14 protein-coding genes and 1 pseudogene are annotated in these 19,826 nt (G+C 42.3%); 2 read left to right on the top strand and 13 right to left on the bottom strand.

Going from position 1 to position 19,826, the window contains the following annotated elements; genetic code table 11:
* The first annotated feature begins 12 nt into the window (after positions 1-12).
* Positions 13-900 (top strand): helix-turn-helix transcriptional regulator, encoded by an 888-nt coding sequence (locus tag AC58P7_RS08660; protein ID WP_497341792.1) that lies wholly within the window; start codon positions 13-15, stop codon positions 898-900.
* A gap of 47 nt (positions 901-947) precedes the next feature.
* Here the strand turns inward: AC58P7_RS08660 and AC58P7_RS08655 are convergent, their stop codons facing one another.
* The 12 genes and pseudogenes from AC58P7_RS08655 to AC58P7_RS08600 form a co-directional block, all read right to left on the bottom strand.
* Positions 948-2,909: a glycoside hydrolase family 127 protein gene (locus tag AC58P7_RS08655; RefSeq protein WP_497341790.1), complete on the bottom strand. Its 1,962-nt coding sequence runs from the start codon at positions 2,907-2,909 to the stop codon at positions 948-950.
* A gap of 26 nt (positions 2,910-2,935) precedes the next feature.
* On the bottom strand, positions 2,936-4,465 hold the full coding sequence (arfA, locus tag AC58P7_RS08650) for an arabinosylfuranosidase ArfA (protein WP_497341788.1): 1,530 nt from the start codon (positions 4,463-4,465) through the stop codon (positions 2,936-2,938).
* Between the two features lie 35 nt (positions 4,466-4,500).
* Positions 4,501-5,352 (bottom strand): carbohydrate ABC transporter permease, encoded by an 852-nt coding sequence (locus AC58P7_RS08645; RefSeq protein WP_497341786.1) that lies wholly within the window; start codon positions 5,350-5,352, stop codon positions 4,501-4,503.
* Between the two features lie 4 nt (positions 5,353-5,356).
* A complete protein-coding gene (locus AC58P7_RS08640; protein WP_497341784.1) occupies positions 5,357-6,274 on the bottom strand; it encodes a carbohydrate ABC transporter permease in 918 nt (305 codons plus the stop codon).
* 76 nt (positions 6,275-6,350) lie between these two features.
* Positions 6,351-7,706, bottom strand: a complete 1,356-nt coding sequence (locus AC58P7_RS08635; RefSeq protein WP_497341782.1) for an ABC transporter substrate-binding protein — start codon at positions 7,704-7,706, stop codon at positions 6,351-6,353.
* A gap of 209 nt (positions 7,707-7,915) precedes the next feature.
* A complete protein-coding gene (locus AC58P7_RS08630) occupies positions 7,916-8,233 on the bottom strand; it encodes a galactose-binding domain-containing protein (RefSeq protein ID WP_497342053.1) in 318 nt (105 codons plus the stop codon).
* 140 nt (positions 8,234-8,373) lie between these two features.
* Positions 8,374-11,020 (bottom strand): annotated as a pseudogene (locus tag AC58P7_RS08625) (DUF5695 domain-containing protein); the annotation flags it as partial.
* Positions 11,021-11,363: 343 nt separating this feature from the next.
* Complete coding sequence (locus tag AC58P7_RS08620) at positions 11,364-13,199, bottom strand: sensor histidine kinase (RefSeq protein ID WP_497341780.1); 1,836 nt, start codon at positions 13,197-13,199, stop codon at positions 11,364-11,366.
* A gap of 9 nt (positions 13,200-13,208) precedes the next feature.
* Positions 13,209-14,735 (bottom strand): response regulator transcription factor, encoded by a 1,527-nt coding sequence (locus AC58P7_RS08615; protein WP_497341778.1) that lies wholly within the window; start codon positions 14,733-14,735, stop codon positions 13,209-13,211.
* 110 nt (positions 14,736-14,845) lie between these two features.
* A complete protein-coding gene (locus tag AC58P7_RS08610) occupies positions 14,846-15,679 on the bottom strand; it encodes a carbohydrate ABC transporter permease (RefSeq protein ID WP_497341776.1) in 834 nt (277 codons plus the stop codon).
* Positions 15,676-16,497: a carbohydrate ABC transporter permease gene (locus tag AC58P7_RS08605; RefSeq protein ID WP_497341774.1), complete on the bottom strand. Its 822-nt coding sequence runs from the start codon at positions 16,495-16,497 to the stop codon at positions 15,676-15,678. Before AC58P7_RS08605 ends, AC58P7_RS08610 begins: the two co-directional genes overlap by 4 nt.
* A 209-nt stretch (positions 16,498-16,706) precedes the next feature.
* Complete coding sequence (locus tag AC58P7_RS08600) at positions 16,707-18,122, bottom strand: ABC transporter substrate-binding protein (RefSeq protein WP_497341772.1); 1,416 nt, start codon at positions 18,120-18,122, stop codon at positions 16,707-16,709.
* 195 nt (positions 18,123-18,317) lie between these two features.
* Between AC58P7_RS08600 and tgl the strand changes: the two genes are divergently transcribed.
* Positions 18,318-19,130, top strand: a complete 813-nt coding sequence (gene tgl, locus AC58P7_RS08595; protein ID WP_497341770.1) for a spore coat transglutaminase TGL — start codon at positions 18,318-18,320, stop codon at positions 19,128-19,130.
* 382 nt (positions 19,131-19,512) lie between these two features.
* Here tgl and AC58P7_RS08590 read toward each other — a convergent pair whose 3' ends face one another.
* A complete protein-coding gene (locus tag AC58P7_RS08590) occupies positions 19,513-19,776 on the bottom strand; it encodes a hypothetical protein (protein WP_497341768.1) in 264 nt (87 codons plus the stop codon).
* Positions 19,777-19,826: the final 50 nt, after the last annotated feature.

The following is a 19,826-nucleotide window of genomic DNA, read 5'->3' as shown; positions in this document are numbered from 1 at the left end:
CGAGGTCCCCGAATGAAACCACAAGTTCTTCATTTTATTGCTCCTCCTATCCCTTATTTCCTTGATTGCGGAAACGCTTACTATGATATTGGGGAAAGACATATAAGCAGGAATAACATTGGTGCATTCGATCTCATTGTAGTTAAAAAAGGGACTATTTTTATTGGAGAAGGTACAAATGAATGGATACTCGCGCAAAATGATGCCGTAATTCTTAGACCAGACCTCCATCACTTCGGAGCAGCCCCTTGCGAAATGGAATCGGAAATTCTCTGGATCCATTTTCATACATACGGTGCATGGGAAGAATATCTGGACATGAATACTTGCTTGGAGAATCAGGTCGCTTTAATTGAAGATCATAAACAAAAGGCTTTCCTCAATCATGCCGAGGTTAATTCGATATTCATTCCTAAATATATGAAACTCAATAACAAAGCTTTAGAAATCTTAGAATATTTCTTTGAGTTAGAACAAGAATCCCGCTCACAACGCAATTGGAGAAAACAGAACACCTTTCAATTGTTTATGCAGCATATTAACCGCGAGTTAATATCAACAACCGATGTAACTGCCTTTCATTTAGCAGAGAAAGTCGAGTTATTTATTCGTCAAAATTACACCAGTAAGATCTCAAATGCGATGTTACAGGAGCATCTTAATTATCATCCCAATTACATTGCCAAATGTATGTTGAAAGTATTCGGAATGACGCCAAATGACTATTTACTCCAATATCGTATCGAGCAGTCTAAGAAATTGTTAATACAAACAAATTGGACGATGACAAGAGTTGCGGAGGAAATTGGATTTCAGCATGCCTCCTACTTCTCGCATTGCTTTTCTACCAAGGAAGGCATCTCTCCCTTAAATTTCCGCAAAAACTACACAGGTCATTAAATAAAAATAGCCAGCAACCTAGACGTTCCTAGGTTGCTGGCTATTTTTCACCTTTCTTTTACCCAAACCATCATTTCTCCTACACCGCGATTACCCCACGCATAATACGGAATAAAGGTTGGATGAGCTGAGCTTTGCTCCCACTGTTTCTTCCAATAGTATAACGTATCCTCATCTAACGATACTTTAGCTTTTACAGCTGATGCCGTAATTTTATGCAATCCGCCTACTAGATCTGGGTCATATTCCACTTTGAATTCTTCCTTACTATTGATCATGAGTAGGTGTAATTGATCGCCGTTATCCACTTCTTCGATACAATATAAGAAAGGACCACGCTGAAGTGCAATTTTTCCTGCAGTTTGTCTAATCAGTGGATGCCCTTTGACAGTCGTTACAGGCATATCAAACCAAACTTCCATTTGGTCTCCAGATGTCCAAGAACGCGTTATTTTCCCATATCCATCAACAACTTCTTCGAACATGATCTCATTTCCATTCACTGAGCACTTTACATGCTCACACCATTCTGGGATACGAAGTGCAAGTGTGAACGAAACATAATCTTCTTTCATGCTCACTTTAAAGCTCACATTCCCATTCATCGTGTAGCTAGAACTTTGCACGATTTGTACATGCTGATCTTGTACAAAGATATCTGCTTCTCCACCAATATACAAATGGGTATATAAGGTTGTATCCCTAAAGGAATATACGTACTGATTAAGTGAAGCAATTAACCGAGCAATGTTGGGAGGACAACAAGAACACCCGAACCATTGCTGTCGTTCCAATTTCACATGCTCATATATTTTGTTGGTGAGATTGGCTTTGGGGTATACCTCAAGGGGATTGACATAGAAGAAATGTTTGCCATCCTTGGCCATCCCACTGATGACTGTATTGTAAAGTGCCCTTTCCAGCACATCAGCGTATTCACTTTTAGAATCTATCGCTAACATCCGATGCGCGAAAAAAATGAGGCCGATTGATGCGCATGTTTCTCCATAGACCGTATCGTTAGGTAAATCGTAGTCTGTTGTAAATGCCTCCCCGTAAGCCATCGAACCTATGGCACCCGTTACATACATCTGTTTGCGAACAATATTTGACCATAATTTTCGACAAGCATCCAGCAGTTCCACATCCTTCGTTACAGCCGCAATATGTGCCATACCTGTACACATATAAACCAATCGAACAGCGTGCCCTACAGCTGTATCCTGATCACGAACAGGTAAATGCGCTTGACTATACTTCAAATCATGGGCGATATCGAGCTCTGGGAAATGAACTTTAATTTCCCTCTTCTCTTGTTCGCGCATATAAAAGTTCGGCTTACTCCCTCTCTCATTTAGAAAAAACTGACTCAGCCTTAAGTACCTTTCTTCTTTCGTGACTTCAAATAACTTCATAAGCGCAAGTTCTATTTCTTGATGACCGTCATATCCTTGCAACTTATCTTGCTCTTTACCAAATACCGTATCCACATAATCTGCATACCTGCAGCATACTTCTAGCAGTTTGCGCTTCCCCGTACTTTGGTAATAAGCTACCCCCGCTTCAATTAAATGCCCTGCACAATACAACTCATGGCATTCTGCTAAGTTCGTCCAACGATTATCGGGTTCTTTCAATGTAAAATAGGTATTTAAATACCCATCGGGCTGCTGTGCTTTTACTAGAAGCTCGATCACCCCATCGGCTATTTTCTCTAATTCCGTATCCGGCTGTGCCTCCAACATATAGCCTACGGCTTCCAGCCATTTGTAGACATCACTGTCCTGAAACACCATACCTCCGAATGAACCTTGCTCCTCTCCAGCAGCAATTCGGAAATTACGCATGGCATAACTAGGCTCGGCATCATCAATAAGATCATTCAACGCATGCCATTGGTACGGGATCACCACGTTTTTCACAAGTTGAATATACGGAGACCAGAAATCATCTATCACGCGAACCTTTAACGGTTCAGCTGATTTATTCTCAGTTGTTTCATTCTTCATGTTGAACTCCCCCATTGCAATCAATTTTATTGTCTCTCGTTCATTTGCTTGCGCAGTCGAATCACATTCCAAGACAGTCTAGGCAATGTACCGTTAAGAACTTTGTCGTTAACGGCTGCGTCACCATTGCCATGCGGCGTAACTTGATTCCTATGAATCATCGTATTCACTGCTTTCAAATCGTTGTTCTCCAGTACAATGTGTTCCACAACTCGGTATCCCTCAAAGCTACGTACGTCGCAATCTATGACTAGTGAGCAATCCAGACTTTTGTTGATCGCAAATATCGTAAGTTCTTCCTTCTCCTCATGATGAATAACAACAGAATCCAGAATGGGAACATCCGTATAGTCTTTCGTATCATATTTAGGAGAGTCAATAAAAGCATGAGTTACGGTACCTCTCCCATAAACGGAGGCATGCATATAAGGATAAAAAATCGTTTGACGCCATGCTGATCCACCCGTTTGCGTCATAATAGGTGCTATGACATTCACTAATTGTGCTAGGCAAGCAATTTTTACTCGGTCAGCATGTTTCAGCAGTGTTATCAGCATACTGCCTACCATCAGAGCGTCCTCAAATGTATACACATCTTCAAGCTGCGGAGGAGCAAATTGCCAAGGTTCAATCTCCTTATCTGACTCCAAGGTGTGAAACCATACATTCCATTCATCGAAAGAAAGCATCATTGTTTTTTTACTTCGTTTTTTTGCTTTTATATAATCACACACCGCGATAATTTCTTGAATAAAGGCAGTCATATCCAGCGATTTGGCCAAATAATTAGCGGTGTCATTATCTGCGTTTCCATAATACGTATGTAAGGATAAATAGTCGACATTGTCATACGTATGGTCAAGAACGGTGGCTTCCCACTCCGCATAGGTTGGCATACTTCGGTAAGAACTTCCGCAAACGACCAGTTCAATACTCGGATCCACGAATTTCATCGCTTTCGCTGTTTCATTCGCCAATCGCCCATAGGCGTCTGCTGTTTTCGCACCGATTTGCCACGGGCCATCCATCTCATTTCCTAAACACCACGTTTTGATGCCATAAGCCTCTTGGTATCCGTGAGCGATTCTTAAATTGCTCCAATACGAACCGGCAGGGTGATTGCAATACTCCACCAAATTCCTTGCATCATCGATCCCTTTGGTTCCTAGATTTACGGCCATCATGGCTTGTGCGTTCACTTGCTTGGTCCATGCTAGAAATTCATTGGTTCCGAATAAGTTTGGCTCCAGTACACGCCAGGCTAGCTCAAGTTTAGCAGGTCTACTACGAATGGGTCCGACGCCATCCTCCCAATTGTATCCAGAGACAAAGTTGCCGCCTGGATAACGAACCAAGGGCACGCCGATTTCATTAATCATCTCGATGACATCCTGCCTAAAACCATGTTCATCTGATGAGGGATGTCCTGGTTCATAAATGCCACCATAGACTGCACGTCCTAGATGTTCGATGAAGGATCCATAAATGCGCTCATCGACTTGCGCAATCCGAAACTCTTTATCCAACTTCATTTGAGCTTTTAACACAGTAGTCATAATTCTCTTCCTCCTGGTGTGGGTTACATGTTGAATTAGCCCTTTACGCCACCAACTGTAAGTCCTTCTATAAAAAACCGTTGAAAAAACACGAACAAAATTAAGATCGGTACAATCGATAACACGGCACCCGCTATGAGAACATCATAGTTATCACTTAGAGGAGAAAGGAAGGTAGCCAATCCAATTGGTAGTGTGAATTTGTCCGTTGTACGCATAACAATGATCGGCCACAAGAAATTGTTCCAACTGGCTAGCGCCTGCAAGATCGCCATAGAACCATACGCGGGGATCATCAGTGGGATCATAATTCGAATAAATATGCCCCCATCTGTGCAACCATCTATGCGTCCAGCATCCATAAAATCTTTAGGTAAGCTCATCGCAAATTGGCGAAAGAAAAAGATCGGTAAAGGTGCAACAGCGAACGGTAGAATAATACCCCAGATGGTATTTATTAGTTTAAATGTAATCATCTCTTTATATAGTGGTAAAATAATGATTTCTACCGGAACCATCATCGTTACAAGAACCAATGAGAAAATGAAATTTTTCCCAACAAACTTATACATGGCCATGCCATATCCAACCATAGAGGAGAAAAGCAAGCTTAGTAATGTAAATAACACCGTAATCACAACACTATTTTTGTACCAGACAAAATAATTTTTCGCTGCTCCTTGCGCATGAAAGATGGACGAGTAATTCTTAAAACTCATGACTTCAAAATCCCATCTGACATTCAATCCATAACGAAAAAATTCGGTCGCAGGCTTCAGAGAACCAAGAAATAGGGCATAGAGCGGAAATAACGCAAATACAGCGAGTATAGTTAACAGGATGATTAGAATCGCAGATGCAATCCAACTAGAACGTTGTGAGGTCACTGGCTTAATCCTCCTTCCGAAACAAACCAAATAGGATGAGTTGAACTAAGTTGATGAATAAGGTGATGACTAATAAAGCAACACCAATTGCTGCACCATAACCAAGATTAAAGTACTGAAATCCCTGTTGATAAATATAGCCAACGATGGTTAATCCAATATTCTGAGGAGATGGTTTACCCGCCCAGAGCATATAACTTTCTGTAAACATGGAGAGTCCGCCATAAATGCTAATGGTGAGCACATAAATTGTAATTGGCTTTAATAACGGTATCGTGATACGGAAGAACTTACTCAAAGTCCCTGCCCCATCCATCTCTGCGGATTCATATAAATCATGAGGAATGCTCTGCAACCCAGATAAATAGTAAAGAATGTTAATCCCGATCCATCTCCACGATGCCAGAACGATCATTGCAAACATCGCCAAATGCTGATTTAACAACCACTTCTGGCTCGGTAAGCCAAACATATGCATAACCGAATTAAGTAAGGAACCATCCAACTCTCCGAAAATCAGGCGAAAAATAACACCAGCCACGACAACGGAAGTCAATGCCGGTATAAATAAAGCTGATCTGAAAAAATTACGCACTGGCAGAAATTTGGTATTCAAAAGCACAGCAAGCACCAATGGTACAGGAATGAGAATAAGCAACGTCCACAACGTATACCGTATATTGTTTACAATGGCTTTGAAAAAATCAGGATTCCATAGCTTCCTGTAGTTATCCAAACCAATGAACTTTTCTTCTCCAGGCACCATATGTTTAAAACTCATGATAAATGAACTAATAATCGGATAAGCAAAAAATATTAAGAAAGATACGATAAAAGGTAAAATAAAAAGATAGGGCGCAAGTTGTACTGATCTTCTTTTTCTTTGTATGACTTCTCGCACCATAACTTGTTCACTCAGCATACTCAGTCCCCTCCGCCGACATGAATAGTGCGCTGGCATAGCTTACTGCTTGCTATGCCAGCAACCAAAATTCAACTTATTTTTTTCTTAACTCATCACCAACTGCTTTTAATACTTGAGCAGGGTCTTTTTTATCTAGGAAAATTTGCGGCATTGCTTTGTTACGAATGGCATCAAACACAAGCGGCTCATTATCCGTGATATTAACCGGCGCGATTTCATTCTTAACTTTCAATAAGGTATCGAAAATATCATTGCCAAAATAGTCCGTGAATTTATTGGATTCTTTCATAGCAGGGTCCGTCCAAGCATCTGTTACAATCGGATCAAACCCGAGTTGCTTCCAAATTTGAATACCACTTTCTTTCGTTAATTTGGAGAACGTTAGAAATTTCTTCGCTAACTCAATATGCTTGGATTGATCTGTGATGGATGTAGCCGTTCCGCCCATTCCTGCAGATCGATTGCCGCCCGCTTCCCATGCTGGCATTGGTCTCACAATCATTTTGCCTTTGAGATCAGGCATTTTATCTGTAAAACGCCCCATAAACCAGAAAGGCATGAAGACCGAAGCTGCGCCGCCTTTATTCATAAAGCCAAAATATTCTTCTGTATCATGCCCTGCCCCAGGCGCTACTGCTGCGACCTTCTCGTTCACAAGCTTCTGGAAGAATTGCATCGTTTTAACGTTGATATCGTTGTCAATCGTCACATTACCTTGCGCATCTACTTGATCGGATTTCTGTTGAGAGATCGCAGGCCACCAAGACCAGTTTCCGTTGCCTTCGAATGTAATAATCGGTTTCCCAGTCTTCGCAAGGACCTGTTTCCCTGCTTCCTCTAGATCACTCCAAAGCTTAATATTGTCAGGATTTACTCCTGCTTTATCCAATATTTCTTTGTTGTAGTAAATAACCGTTGCGCCTACATGGTAGTCAACGCCGTAATACTTGCCATTCTTGCTATAAATATCTACACGAGATTTCACGATATTAGGAAGCGCCGGTGTTACAATATCATCCAAGGGTACCAAGTTGGATTGTCCGCGTACGAAGTTAGGAAACTTACTTTGCTCGATATCGGCCAAATCGGGAGCCCCTGTTTTGGTTTGTAGGGCAATCAATAATTTGGAATGCATATCATCATAAGGGATGGTTGTTGCCTCTAGCTGAATCGGTTCTTCCGGATGAGCTTTATTCCAACTTTGAGCCATACTCTCCCAATACTTTTGATGCAGATCAACGAACGTCCAGAACGTTAACTTGGTTGGCGTTACTGCCTTGCTACTCGCTTCTGGCTTAACCGTCGCCTGAGCAGTCGGGCTTGCAGCAGCACTTGGCGAAGGACTTGATTCGGATTGGTTCGTACATGCACCAAGTACACTAGTCAATACTAAACTAAGAGCGATTGTACTAAATAATGTTTTTTTCATTCTTTCATCCCCTTTTAAAAGTTTAAAATTAAAACATTCTTGTAAGCGCTACAACCTAAGTATAGCCCACAGATATGGGATTTACGATAAATGATCTCAACCTCTTTTTTAAAAATATCAACCTTTTCACTTTCGATTTCCACCATTATTAAATAGAGAAAGCTGCCTTTCAGATCTACGAAGATCCAAAGGGCAGCTTGTTGAATGGATTATGTTCCGAATACTCGCCAAGATTCAATTCCTGATGAGAAGGTTGATTTAGCTGTAATGTTGACACGGATTTTGGTTGTAGAAACAGGAGTAAATGTCGTCGTATTGTATTGATTTGCGACAATACCTAATCCTGATGGGCTTGCTACGTTGACCCATGCTGTTCCATTCCAATACTGTATGGTATAGGAAGCTGGAAGATCGATGCCTTGATCATCGTCAAACCAATAAATCGCTGTACTGGATAATGTTTTCGCTGATGCAAAGTCGTACTGCACCCATTGTGTCGTTCCTGGATTATCCCAGTTTCCATACACAAGATGCCCTCTATCATTCGAACTTGTTGGTGCATAGCCATCGTTCAGACCTGCAAGGCTTTCCCAGGCAGACACGAATGACGTCGTCGCTGTCCCTTGCGGGGCAACGTCTTGAGGCCCTGAGGAAGTGCCCACTTGCAGTTTCACATCATACGTAGCATTCGTTCCAATGCTAAGATTAACGATCGTTTTAGCGCCTGCCGTCGCTGTCACTGTGCCCGTTTGTGCATTGTTCACTAGGACATTATACGTACCTGCTGCAAGACCCGTAAATGTAACTTTCGTGACGTGGGCTGCTGTTGTGGTCGAATTCTTTAACGTGAAATTAACATCATTTTTAGCCGTTGCCACGATAGCCGACGTATATTGGTCGCGCTCAAGCTCCATGGAGAATTTCTCGGTAATCAGATTCAATCGTTTGAACAAGCCGTCCTTAGGGGTGATACTATATTTCCCGCTACTCAAAGTAACATCTGCCCCATAGCCATATAAACCAAAAATCGGGTCAACTGCAACATCCGCGCTTAAAATTTTCAAAGCGCCGAACAACCCTAAATCAGCCTCGCCACTCATCCCGCGCCAGCCATTAAATAAAGGACCGCCATCGAGACCCAGCGCGCCGATGTTACCTTTACTAGCTTGATAAGTCCAAGAAACGGCACCAATATTGGCAGCATCACTACTGATTTGACCCGAATTAATCGCACTAATATTCGCTATTTTGGCGGCATAGGATAACCGCTGTTCCTGCTCCGGATTCGTTGAATTCGTTCGAATCCAGTCATCCATCGCATAGCCTGCAAGCGACGTACTGTACTGGAAATTCCACCAGTTGTCTCCGGTAATGGTTACAGGATCCGTGTAATAGTACCACACTGGCATATGTCCACGCGCTGCTCTTGTTTTTGCATTGATTTTACCCTTGATTGTATTGTTGTTGTTCATCTTAGCCAGCATATACACGGATTCTTCCCCTGTATTGTCATAGCTGTACTCTGATCCATAAGGATAGGCATTTGCTGAAAAATTGTTGTATTTCGTTGCCATTTTGCTAATCATATCGTTAGCTTGTGTCGTATAACCTTCATCCTGAAGTGCTTTAATCATATCTGGCGTTGTTAACTCACCCATTAACCCCGTCTCCCAGTTGTAGGCAACAGCACCGTCATACAAGGTTTTGAAAACATTATAAGCACGAAGCAAATACGTATTTTTGGTATTCTTGTATGTCACCAGATTCGGGTAAAGCTTAGCGATTTTATACATACTGAAGTACGTATTATAAATATGCGGATAGGCATAACCTCGATAGGTTGGCGTTGTATTCGGCTGAGCCATTAGAAAATCAGGTACTAGGTAATCCGTATGATGGCCATTCATCAAGTTGGTCCATACAGCCGTTTCCAAATAATTATCAACCGCTGTCACTTCAGAAGCGATAGGCGTAATGGCATTTTTCTCAGCTAGGAATTGACCATGAGTGAGTCCCCAGTCATCTCCCCAACCCCAATATCCAGCGAAGTTGTTTCGCTTGGCTTTATTCTGCATCATCCAGTCGTCAAAGACTTTATCTCGAATATCCCCTGGCACATTCCATTGTTGATTGTTTACCATGAATGTCGAATGACGCTGCAGTGCCGCATCAATTGGCTCTATGGCATAGAATTGAAGGACCGTCTTCTCTCCAGTGCCGTACGTAACCGTGATATTGTTCTGTCCCAAATGGGTCATCGTCATCTGATACAGCTTGTGATCGGTACCCGTCGTTCCTAAGGAAGTAATTGTCGTCTCCGATGGATATTGCGCCGTTACGGCAGTAATCGCTTTCGACGTATGCAAGTCAAATTTGGCTGTCTGATTCGTTGGTACAATCATGCCAGGAACAACATTGAAATCGACCATGCCTTCGCTATACAGCCTGTCTTGAACGGCATATTCATCCGCTGCTTTGAAGAATTTGAAGGCGTATGTTTTACTTGCTCCTGGTACTAGCGTCAGACTCGTGTTGGGCAAATAACCTCGTCCATTGCTTTTAATCGCATTGGAATGGATATAGTACACATTTAGGCCTTTCGCATATCCGCCCTGATCGGCTGCCCACATGCTGCCGGGATGCTCTTCAACGCGCCAATTATCCTGATACTCGAGTCCTGCACCTGTCGTCGTATCAGGTACCATAAGCAGTGAAGGTCCAATACCGCTAGGGCGCTGCGCCACGATATAAGAGCTATTGTTTCCTATAAAAGCGTGTGTAATGACACGTGTCTCATAGATCTCTTCATTATTGCCGCCAGTGAAAAACTCATTGAATGGGAGTGGAAGGCCAAAATCGCCGATTTCCATTGTCTGCGTGCTTGTATTCGTAACGGTGATTTGCCATTTCAAATAGTCACTCACGAGGGAATAAGATTCATCGACTTTAAAGTTTTTAATGCCTGCACTGTTAGTGGAATTCTGATAGGTAATATTGACTGTATTTCCTGTTTGAGAAGTGGTTCTAGCATCAGCCGACTTACTTGTAAGCGCTTGCGTCCATGCCCCGGTTCCAAGCTTGTAAGTAAACATAAGCTCCCCAACCCATTGGTGGTCAGCTGTATTCTGATTCGGTGCATTCGTTGCATTCATCACATAGTTGGTCGGATACGTGTCCCCGCCAATTTGTAAAGAAGTAATTTCGCCATTGGTACCTGTCTGGACCGTAAAATTACTATTCGTAATCGTATTGGCTGCTGCTATCTGCGGCACCAACATGATCGCTGCGGCAGTAAACGTGGAAGCCGCAAACATTTGTACGCGTTGTGACTTCGACATCATACTCCAATACTTACTAAGCATTTGCTTCATTAGAAAGCCTCTCTTTCGCTTCATAGATTTCTTTGAAATGTAGCAGGGGAGTTCATCTTGCCTTCATGCTGCTTTCCTATTTCAAGTTGAAATCAGTATCAACCCCCTCCTTGTAATTTGTTAAATATTGTAACGCTTACATATCTATCATATATAAAATTGTTGCGCTTTACTTTAAGTTTCACAACCTATTTTTATAATATATTAACTAATGTCGCGGCAGATTTCTTTAAAAATATCAAACTGAAAAATCCCCCCAAATGAATGACTTCAGGGGAGTAATTTCTTATCTCACTATGGGCATAACAATGGTAATTTCTGAGCCCTCATCAGGCCATGATTGAATAGATACTCCGTATGATTCTCCAAACAGCAGCTTGATCCGGGTCTGCACATTCATAATGCCAACCCCTTGGGTATCCGACTTCAAAATGGCAGAAACCGTGTTTTCGTTCATACCCTGGCCGTTATCTCTTATTTTGAATACCAGCGTCTCACCGATGACCTTGCCTGAAATCCGAATGAATCCGCCCTCTGATTTGTAGGCAAATCCATGAATAATGGCATTTTCAACAAATGGTTGCATAAACATTTTGGGGGTCTTGGCTTCTAGCGGAATTTCATCCAGCTCGTATTCAACACTGAAAATACCCAAATATCTATTTTCCATAATGTGAATATAACTTTTCAACCAGGTTAAATCATCCTGAAATACAATTAATTCAGCTTTATTTCTCACCGCATATTGCAGCATAACAGATAGACTTACAATCATCTTACTAATGGATTCTTGATCTTTTTCCAGTGCCATCCAGTTAATTACATTTAACGTATTGTACAGAAAATGGGGATTTAATTGCAGGTTAAGCGCCATTAATTCAGCTTCCTTTTCCCGTAATTTCACTTCATAATTTTCATTTATTAACTCTTGAATTCTCTCATTCATGGCATTGAATTTCTTAATCACGATGCCAAATTCCAAGTCATGTTGATCGGGAATTTTCGTTGTGAAATCACCGCTTCCGGTTAAATGAAATCCAACCAGTAGTTTCTTCATCGGATTCGTTAGCCAGCCTGATATCATATAGGCCATATAGACAGAGATGACTAATAGAATGACGGTGATATATAAGCTGCTTGAATCCACCAATGGAAGGTTACGCACTAATTGATCATAAGGTATGACCAGAACGGACTTCCACCCCGTGAGTTCGGAGGTTGCATAGCATACAAACATTTTCTGGCCATTCAGCCTCGTTATTGCGCTTCCTTGCTTCTTATCGTGTGCATCCCTCAGCCAAATGGAGGTGTCTATTTTCGTTAATTGTTCCACATCTGGATGAGCAATTATTTCCCCATCATCAGATATGACATACATGTAGGAATCCTTGATATTCAGTTCACTGCGAACATTCCTAAAAAAACTTTCGTTGAAATTGAGAAGAAGCATCGGTACTTCGACACTGCTATCCAGTACTTTGAATACGCCTCCTTCAAAAATGGAGCTCCTCATCAACCGTGCAGCGGAGAACACATACCGGTATCGCGGATCAATTTCGGCTAATTCATCTTGATGAAATTGTTTCGAGAAATCATAGGTAGGGAACCAGACTAGGGAGCCATTCGCTTGGACTGATTGCTTATAGAGCTCTGATTTCTGAAGCATACCAGGCTTCACGCTTATCAGTGTCTGATGGCTTGTAACCGGGGAAACATTTCCAAAACTATAGTAACTTGTGACCAGTTGAGCTGAGTCTAAATACGTATCCGAATAATAGTATTTATTCAGGATTCCGCTGACAATCCGATCCATTTCAAGTAGTTCCAATGGTTCTTCTGGCTTGGCACGGTTAAACACGTGAAATAAGTCAGGATCCGCCAGTAAAGAGAGTGATCGCTGCCGAATTTCATCCATCGCCATATCCGTAAATTGAATATTCTTCTTGAGGACTTCCTCCATGCTGTTCCCAGAATTCGTTAGAATGATTTGAGAACTCGTTCGATAGTAATTATAACTAATGATTAAAAAGGGGATGACAATAAATGCGATGTAAAATAGGAGCAGCTTTCGCCTAAATCGCCATGCCTGTATACGCAGTAGGAATGCCCTCACATGACCCATTCTTCTCACCTACTTTTTTCTCATCATCTGAATGGAACGTCGGTATTCCTCCGGTGATATGCCGAATTCTTTCTTGAATACGCGATTGAAATATTTCACTTCTTGATAGCCTATCTGGGCAGCAATTTGGTAGACCTTATCGTCCTGATTCTCTAACAAGTATTTCGCTTTATTCAACTTTACCTGCGTTACATATTTGGTAAAATTAATATCCAATTTATTACGAAAATATTGACTGAAGTATCCCGGACTTAAATTGAAATGCCTGGAGATTGTTTCTAGGGAAATGTCCTCTTTATAATGCTCATCGATATAGGCTAAATACTGATAGATCGTTTCATCCTTTCGATGAAGCTTGATGGATTCGGACGTACTTATCATTTTACATATGAACGCTTTGATCGTCATGATTAACTGCTCGCACGTATTCGATTGGTTGATGGCACCTTCCATACCATGGATGAAATCCTCATAGATTTCACGGTTTTCTTTTAATAAAGCAATCTCATCCAGTACTTTCATTAGCAGAACAGTACAAGCTTTGCGCAGATAATCCGGCAAAGGATAGGTTGTCGATCGCATAGGCGCGAATAATTGGACAACTTCATGATCGATTGCCTCTGCATCATTGTTACGTATGGCTTCCATTAACAGATTCTCATCTTTTAGTCTGAAAATCGGTTTATAATCTTGGCCTACGCGAGTATCTGGATATAAGAAAACAGAACGATCGGGCTCATAGAATTGCTGCTGCAAAGCCAGCTCAGCTTCCTTCACCTTGACGTGCAACTGATCTGAGAAGACACCACTGGCACTGATCCCCATATAAACAGCCGCATCCAGGTCTTCATCTTGGATCAGGTCCTTCAGGCTCACCACATAATCAACCTGATTGTGCTCACCTTTTACAAGGACAACGATCCCAGGAACCTGCCTGTAGACCAGCAAGCTTAAGAGAAGTCCTTTCCCTTTCCACTTGGCTTCCAGCTTCTGCTGCAACCTTTGAAGAACAGTCAACTCATTCGAATCGAATTGGATGACACAGACTACCCCTGATTCTTGGAAAGGCAACCATTCCTTTGCTAGCGGATGATACTCCGTTTGGAGTGACCCCTGTATCCATTCCAACAGTAATCGGTCCTTATAGGCTCTCTGCTTCGTCGTTTCTTGCTCTATGACTAACTCCGCTCGTTGTAGTACATCCTGCAGAGCACTCAAATCCAATGGTTTTAATAAATAGGAGAAGGCGCCAAGTGCTATAGCTCTTTGTGCATAATCAAAATAGTCATAGCCACTTAAGACGATAATCTTAGCTTGAACCTTCTCTCTCAGCTTTTCCATTAATTCCAATCCGCTCATGACTTGCATTTGAATGTCTGTGAAGATAAGATCAAAACTTTGCTCATCGCATAACTTGATAGCTTCAAATCCATTTCTTGCTGAGGTAATCTGATATTCTGGTCTCACACGCCCAAGGAGCTTACGAAAACCGATAATTTGTCCTGGCTCATCATCGACCAACAACACGTTTAGCATGCTGATCCCCCTTTTATTCAACTAACAGGCACATGCACTCTCTCTATCTATCATAAATGAAAACAACAAAAAAATGGTAGATTTTCTCACCATTTTTTGGATATGTTCAGTTATCCTTTCACACCTGTCATGGCAATTCCTTCCACAAAATATTTTTGACCAATAAGGAAAACGATCAGTGAAGGCAATACAACAATGGAAGTAGCCGCCATCATCAGATGCCACTGCGCCGAATACGTGCCTTGGAACAAGGTTAAACCAAGCATTAAGGTGTAGTTTTTTTCGGAAGTTACGAAGACCATCGGACCCAAATAGTCATTCCAACTGGTCAAAAAGGTTAACATCCCCACCACAATTAATGACTGCTGACTGAGGGGAAGAATGATATTGCGATAGATTCGAAAGTGCCCAGCCCCGTCTATCTTCGCAGCTTCATCCAGTTCTTTCGGAATAGATAGGAAAAACTGTCGCAATAAAAAGATATTAAACATGCCGCCGCCAAACCAGGATGGAGCAATAAGGGGGACAAGTGTATCCGTTAAATTAAGGAATTTCCAACCCAGGAATTGCGGAATCATGACAACAAAGAAGGGTAGCATCAAGCCAGTTAATAAGATTCCGAAAATCCGATCCCTTCCGGCCCAATGAATTCTCGAGAAACTATACGCGCATACACTACTTGAAAATAACACACCTACCACAGAAAGGGCCGTCACTATCGCACTATTTTTAAAATATTGACCAAACGGATGACTCGTCAACGCTTCAATAAAATTGTCGATGTTGAAGCTGTCCGGTAGAAATTGCGGCGGTACCTGGAATAGTCCACTTATGCCTACCATCGAGGTCTTGACCATCCAATAAAAGGGAAATAGAAAGATCATACTGAATACAGCCAACAGTACGTAGATACTCAGCAATTGTAAGTTACGTTTCGTACTCATTTCCCTTTCTCCTGCCCTTCATAGTAGACCATGCTATTGGATATTTTAAAGAAAATCGCCGTACAAAGCATAATGATTAAGAATAACAGAAAGGCTGCCGCGCTAGCACTACCGAATTTGGAGAACTGAAACCCTTCCTTAAATAAATAGTAGACGAAGAGATAACTCGCATTATTGGGTCCTCCCTGTGTCATAACGGCGGGTTGGACAAACGTTTGAAAGGCATTAACAAACCCAATGACCGTATTAAACAGAATAATGGATGAACTCATTGGAATCGTAATATACCAAAGCTTATGCCCCGTATGTCCGCCATCCACCTCAATCGCTTCATAGAGGTGAGAAGGAATATTTTGAAGTCCTGCGAGAAAAATGACCATCGAATTTCCTGTCATCCATAAGCTGAATAAGATAAGGGTTGGTATGACAGAAACATCGGAGGATAACCACTTGGACGTCGGTAAGTGCAGCTCTCGCAGTACATAATTGACAATCCCAAAGTCAGGCTGCAGCATCCACATCCAGATCATGGAAGAGGCCGCAAGCGGAATAATGACGGGTAGATAAAATACAGCCCGGAAGAAGCCCATGCCTTTAATTTTACTATTCAACAATAACGCGATACTAAATGAAACGATAATCCCCAATGGAACGCTTACCATCACGTAATATAACGTGCTTTTAACAGCCGCAAAGAAGAAGACATCGGCTCCCGTAAACATGCGGGCATAGTTATCAAAGCCCACAAATTTCGGTTTCCCCACAATACTGTATTTCGTGAATCCTAGTACAAATGTAATCACAATAGGCCCCAACACAAACACTAGGAAGCCAATGAGAACTGGGGATGCAAACAATAGACCATAGAGGACTTCCATACGTCCTCTTTTTTTCATACGTTGCCGTTTCATCAAACGGGTTCCAGCTAGTTCCTGCGTTAATTCCATCCTGTATCCAACCTTCTTTCTCTGTAACCATGATGCGGGCAAGAAGTGAGAACCTCGTTGCCCGCTTCGTGAGTTAGCGCTTATTTGCCGTAATTCCCTTGAATTTCCGGCTGAATCTTAGGTGCCAAATCCTTCATGGCTTGTGCTGCTGTTTGTTTTCCCATCCAGACAGGGTCTAAAGCGCTGAAAGCCAAAGAACTGATTTTCCCGAAGTTTTGCATATAGTAAACAGGTGCAGGGACATTATTATTTAACAGGTTGTTCATGAAAGCATCTTTAAAGCCGTCAGGATGTGCAGGATTGTTCTCCGCCCATTGGGATACAAGCGCAGGTTCTGTGTACCATTTCTTCAACGTAGGCATCCACAGGCCGCCTTTATACAGATCAAGTGCACCTGCTGGATCCGCTAGAAATTTCGTTAACATCCATGTTTCTTGTGGATGCTTCGTTGATTTAAACATCACATTCGCACCGCTAATTCCCATTGCGACACTTCGTTTCATTTTAGGCAAGGCACCTATCCCGTAGTTTACCTTCGCAGCGCCAAGATCCAGATTGATCCATTGTCCGTGCATGGTCATAGCCGCAAGCTTGGATTGCAAAGCAACGGCCTGGGAAGGAATCGATTTGGCTTGAACGGGATTCGGTGCAACGTGATACACATTAATTAAATCTGCAAGCCGTTGAATCGCTTCCACAGCTTCCGGCTTATCTAAGGCAAAGGTTTTCCCGTCTGGGGATACGATATCGCCGCCATTGTTAATAACATGCGTCATAATTGGACCATACCAATTCTCAAAAGAAACACCAAATTGCTTAATATTCGCAGGATCAAAGCCCGCTTCAGAAGCATTTTTACCATTTTTGTCAAGCGTCAGCTTCTTCGCATTCTCCACGAATTGATCCCATGTCCAAGCATTCTCCGCCTTCGCTGGAGGCGCTTCCACACCTGCCGTTTTGAATAGATCTTTATTGTAAAATAAAGCAAATGTCTCTCCAGCTCCACTGATTCCCCACGTATAATTCGGCTTCGTGCCATTGAACCAAATATAGTCTAGGAAATCAGATTTCTTCACATCTTTATCCTGAGCAAACATATCGTTAAAATTAATGAATTTGTCTTCTTTTTGCCAAGCTTCCCCTAGCTCTCCATGTATGTACCCAGCATCCGGTGTCTCATTCGCTGCTACCATGGCTGTAATCTTCGTATCGTAATCGGCTTCCGGAATATGTACCGTATTGACCGTAATCCAAGGGTATTTCTCCTTAAACTTCTTCGTTGCATCTTCCATCGCTTTCTTCTCTTGCGGACTTCCCCAAAGTGTATATTTCAATGTTACCGGATCATGCTTTTCACTCGTTGTCACTGCTGACGACGACTTCGGAGCCGCACTATTGCTGGCATTATCCGTCGTGGAACAACCTGCCAATGCAACAGCACTTACTACAAGCAGCGCGGCAAGCGATGTCTGACCAAGCCCTATCTTTTTATTCATTCTGTATCCTCCCTTTTTCTTATCGAATTCTATCATAAGCGCTCTTCCTATGATGGCTTAATTATAAAGTAAACGCTATCATTGAAAAAATTATAAATATTCTAGAATGGTGGATTTATCAGCACATAACATCTAAATTCCACATAAAAATAGGTGAAACACGCTTACTGATTTTTTAAAAATGGGGAGAAGTCCATGATCGTAATCGAAGGTACCAACAAAGTAGCCTTTGGAGAAGATACGCTTTCTGAGTTAGAACTTCCTATTCATCTCAAAAAGCAGTACAGCCCGTTTGTATATCAGTATGATTCAGTTGGCACCCTGTTATTTGAATTATATATGCGAACCCAAATCGCGGAGTCCTCCAGAGCGCTGAGTAAAAGCGGCGTCTATTTTGCTGATTTCAAAAACTCTCAATGCAATTCAACCTATTGGCACATTACGAATGAGGGAAGGTTTCAATTGAAACCCTGGGTAGCCCCGCAAGATGCGATAAGGGATATCTTCACAAACGGGACCTCTTATGCATTCGAATGTTCCATGGCCGTCATCGTAGTCCTGTATAAAGCCATATTAGAGTCCATAGATCCCAAGCAGTTCGATCTCTTGTTTTCGAATCTATTATTGTTTGATTGGCAATCCAACCGCAACTTGCACCTCATCGACCAGACAGTTATTGAGGAAGCCGTGACTGGTGATGTCATCTATTTCGAGAACCCTGAGTTTGAACCTTCCATGCCTTGGGGAAAAGGGGAAAACGTCGTCATGATGGAAAATGGGCATTATTATGGACATGGATATGGCCTCGGAATCGCTTCCGAGGAAGAAGTGATTACGGTCCTGAATAAACACAGAATGCCTGGCAGCACCCTATCTGCATTTCGAACAGATCGTTATGTTCATCCGGACTTTTCCTACTTTGCGCGCTTTCAAAATAATGCACGGAGGCAACCCCTGATTGCGAAAGTAGGGGAATGGATCTATGTTCAAAATAGCTGGAAATTGTAGAAGATCCCAACAGATGAGCCCGTTTTTTTTATAGACATGTGCCCTATTTTCTAACTCTTGCATAGGATGACGTATGCCTACACCGAAAGGGGAACGAACATGACACAAAGCAATTCATCCGTAGAGGTAAACCTCCCGATTAATCCTACTGAAGCAAGAATGGAGACACATCTTCCTGGCGGGCAAGCGCCAACCTGGACTGGAGATAATCTACCCATCTATCAACAACCTATGTCAAACCCTGGTGTCTACCATCCTGCGCAGCAACATCAGCAGCATAGTAGCCATGCCAACCCTCAACATGTTTACCATCCGCATCATCATTATGTACCTCATCCACACCATCATGTACCACATCCGCACCATCATCATGCTTATCATCCTATGCATCATCTTGCATACCATCCCATCCATCATCTTGCCTATCATCCCATGCATCACCTTGCTTACTATCCGCACCATCATCATATGCAGCATCACCATATGCAGCATCCTCTGCATCCTCATGCCCATCATATGCAACCGCATCATGGTCAGCATCATGGTCAACATTCACAGCAGCATCAAGCCCACCAGACTCAGCACCAACAACAAACACAGTAGTATCCAAAATACTTCTCAAAAACACATACACAACATGTGTCATAGGAAATCGAAAACGGAGCCCGCTGCGAGGCTCCGTGTTTGTTGTTATAG

The sequence above is a fragment of the Paenibacillus sp. J22FR5 genome (genome assembly GCF_059691975.1).
The sequence above is the reverse complement of the archived record's forward strand: the minus strand, read 5'-3'. Positions and strand labels throughout refer to the sequence as shown.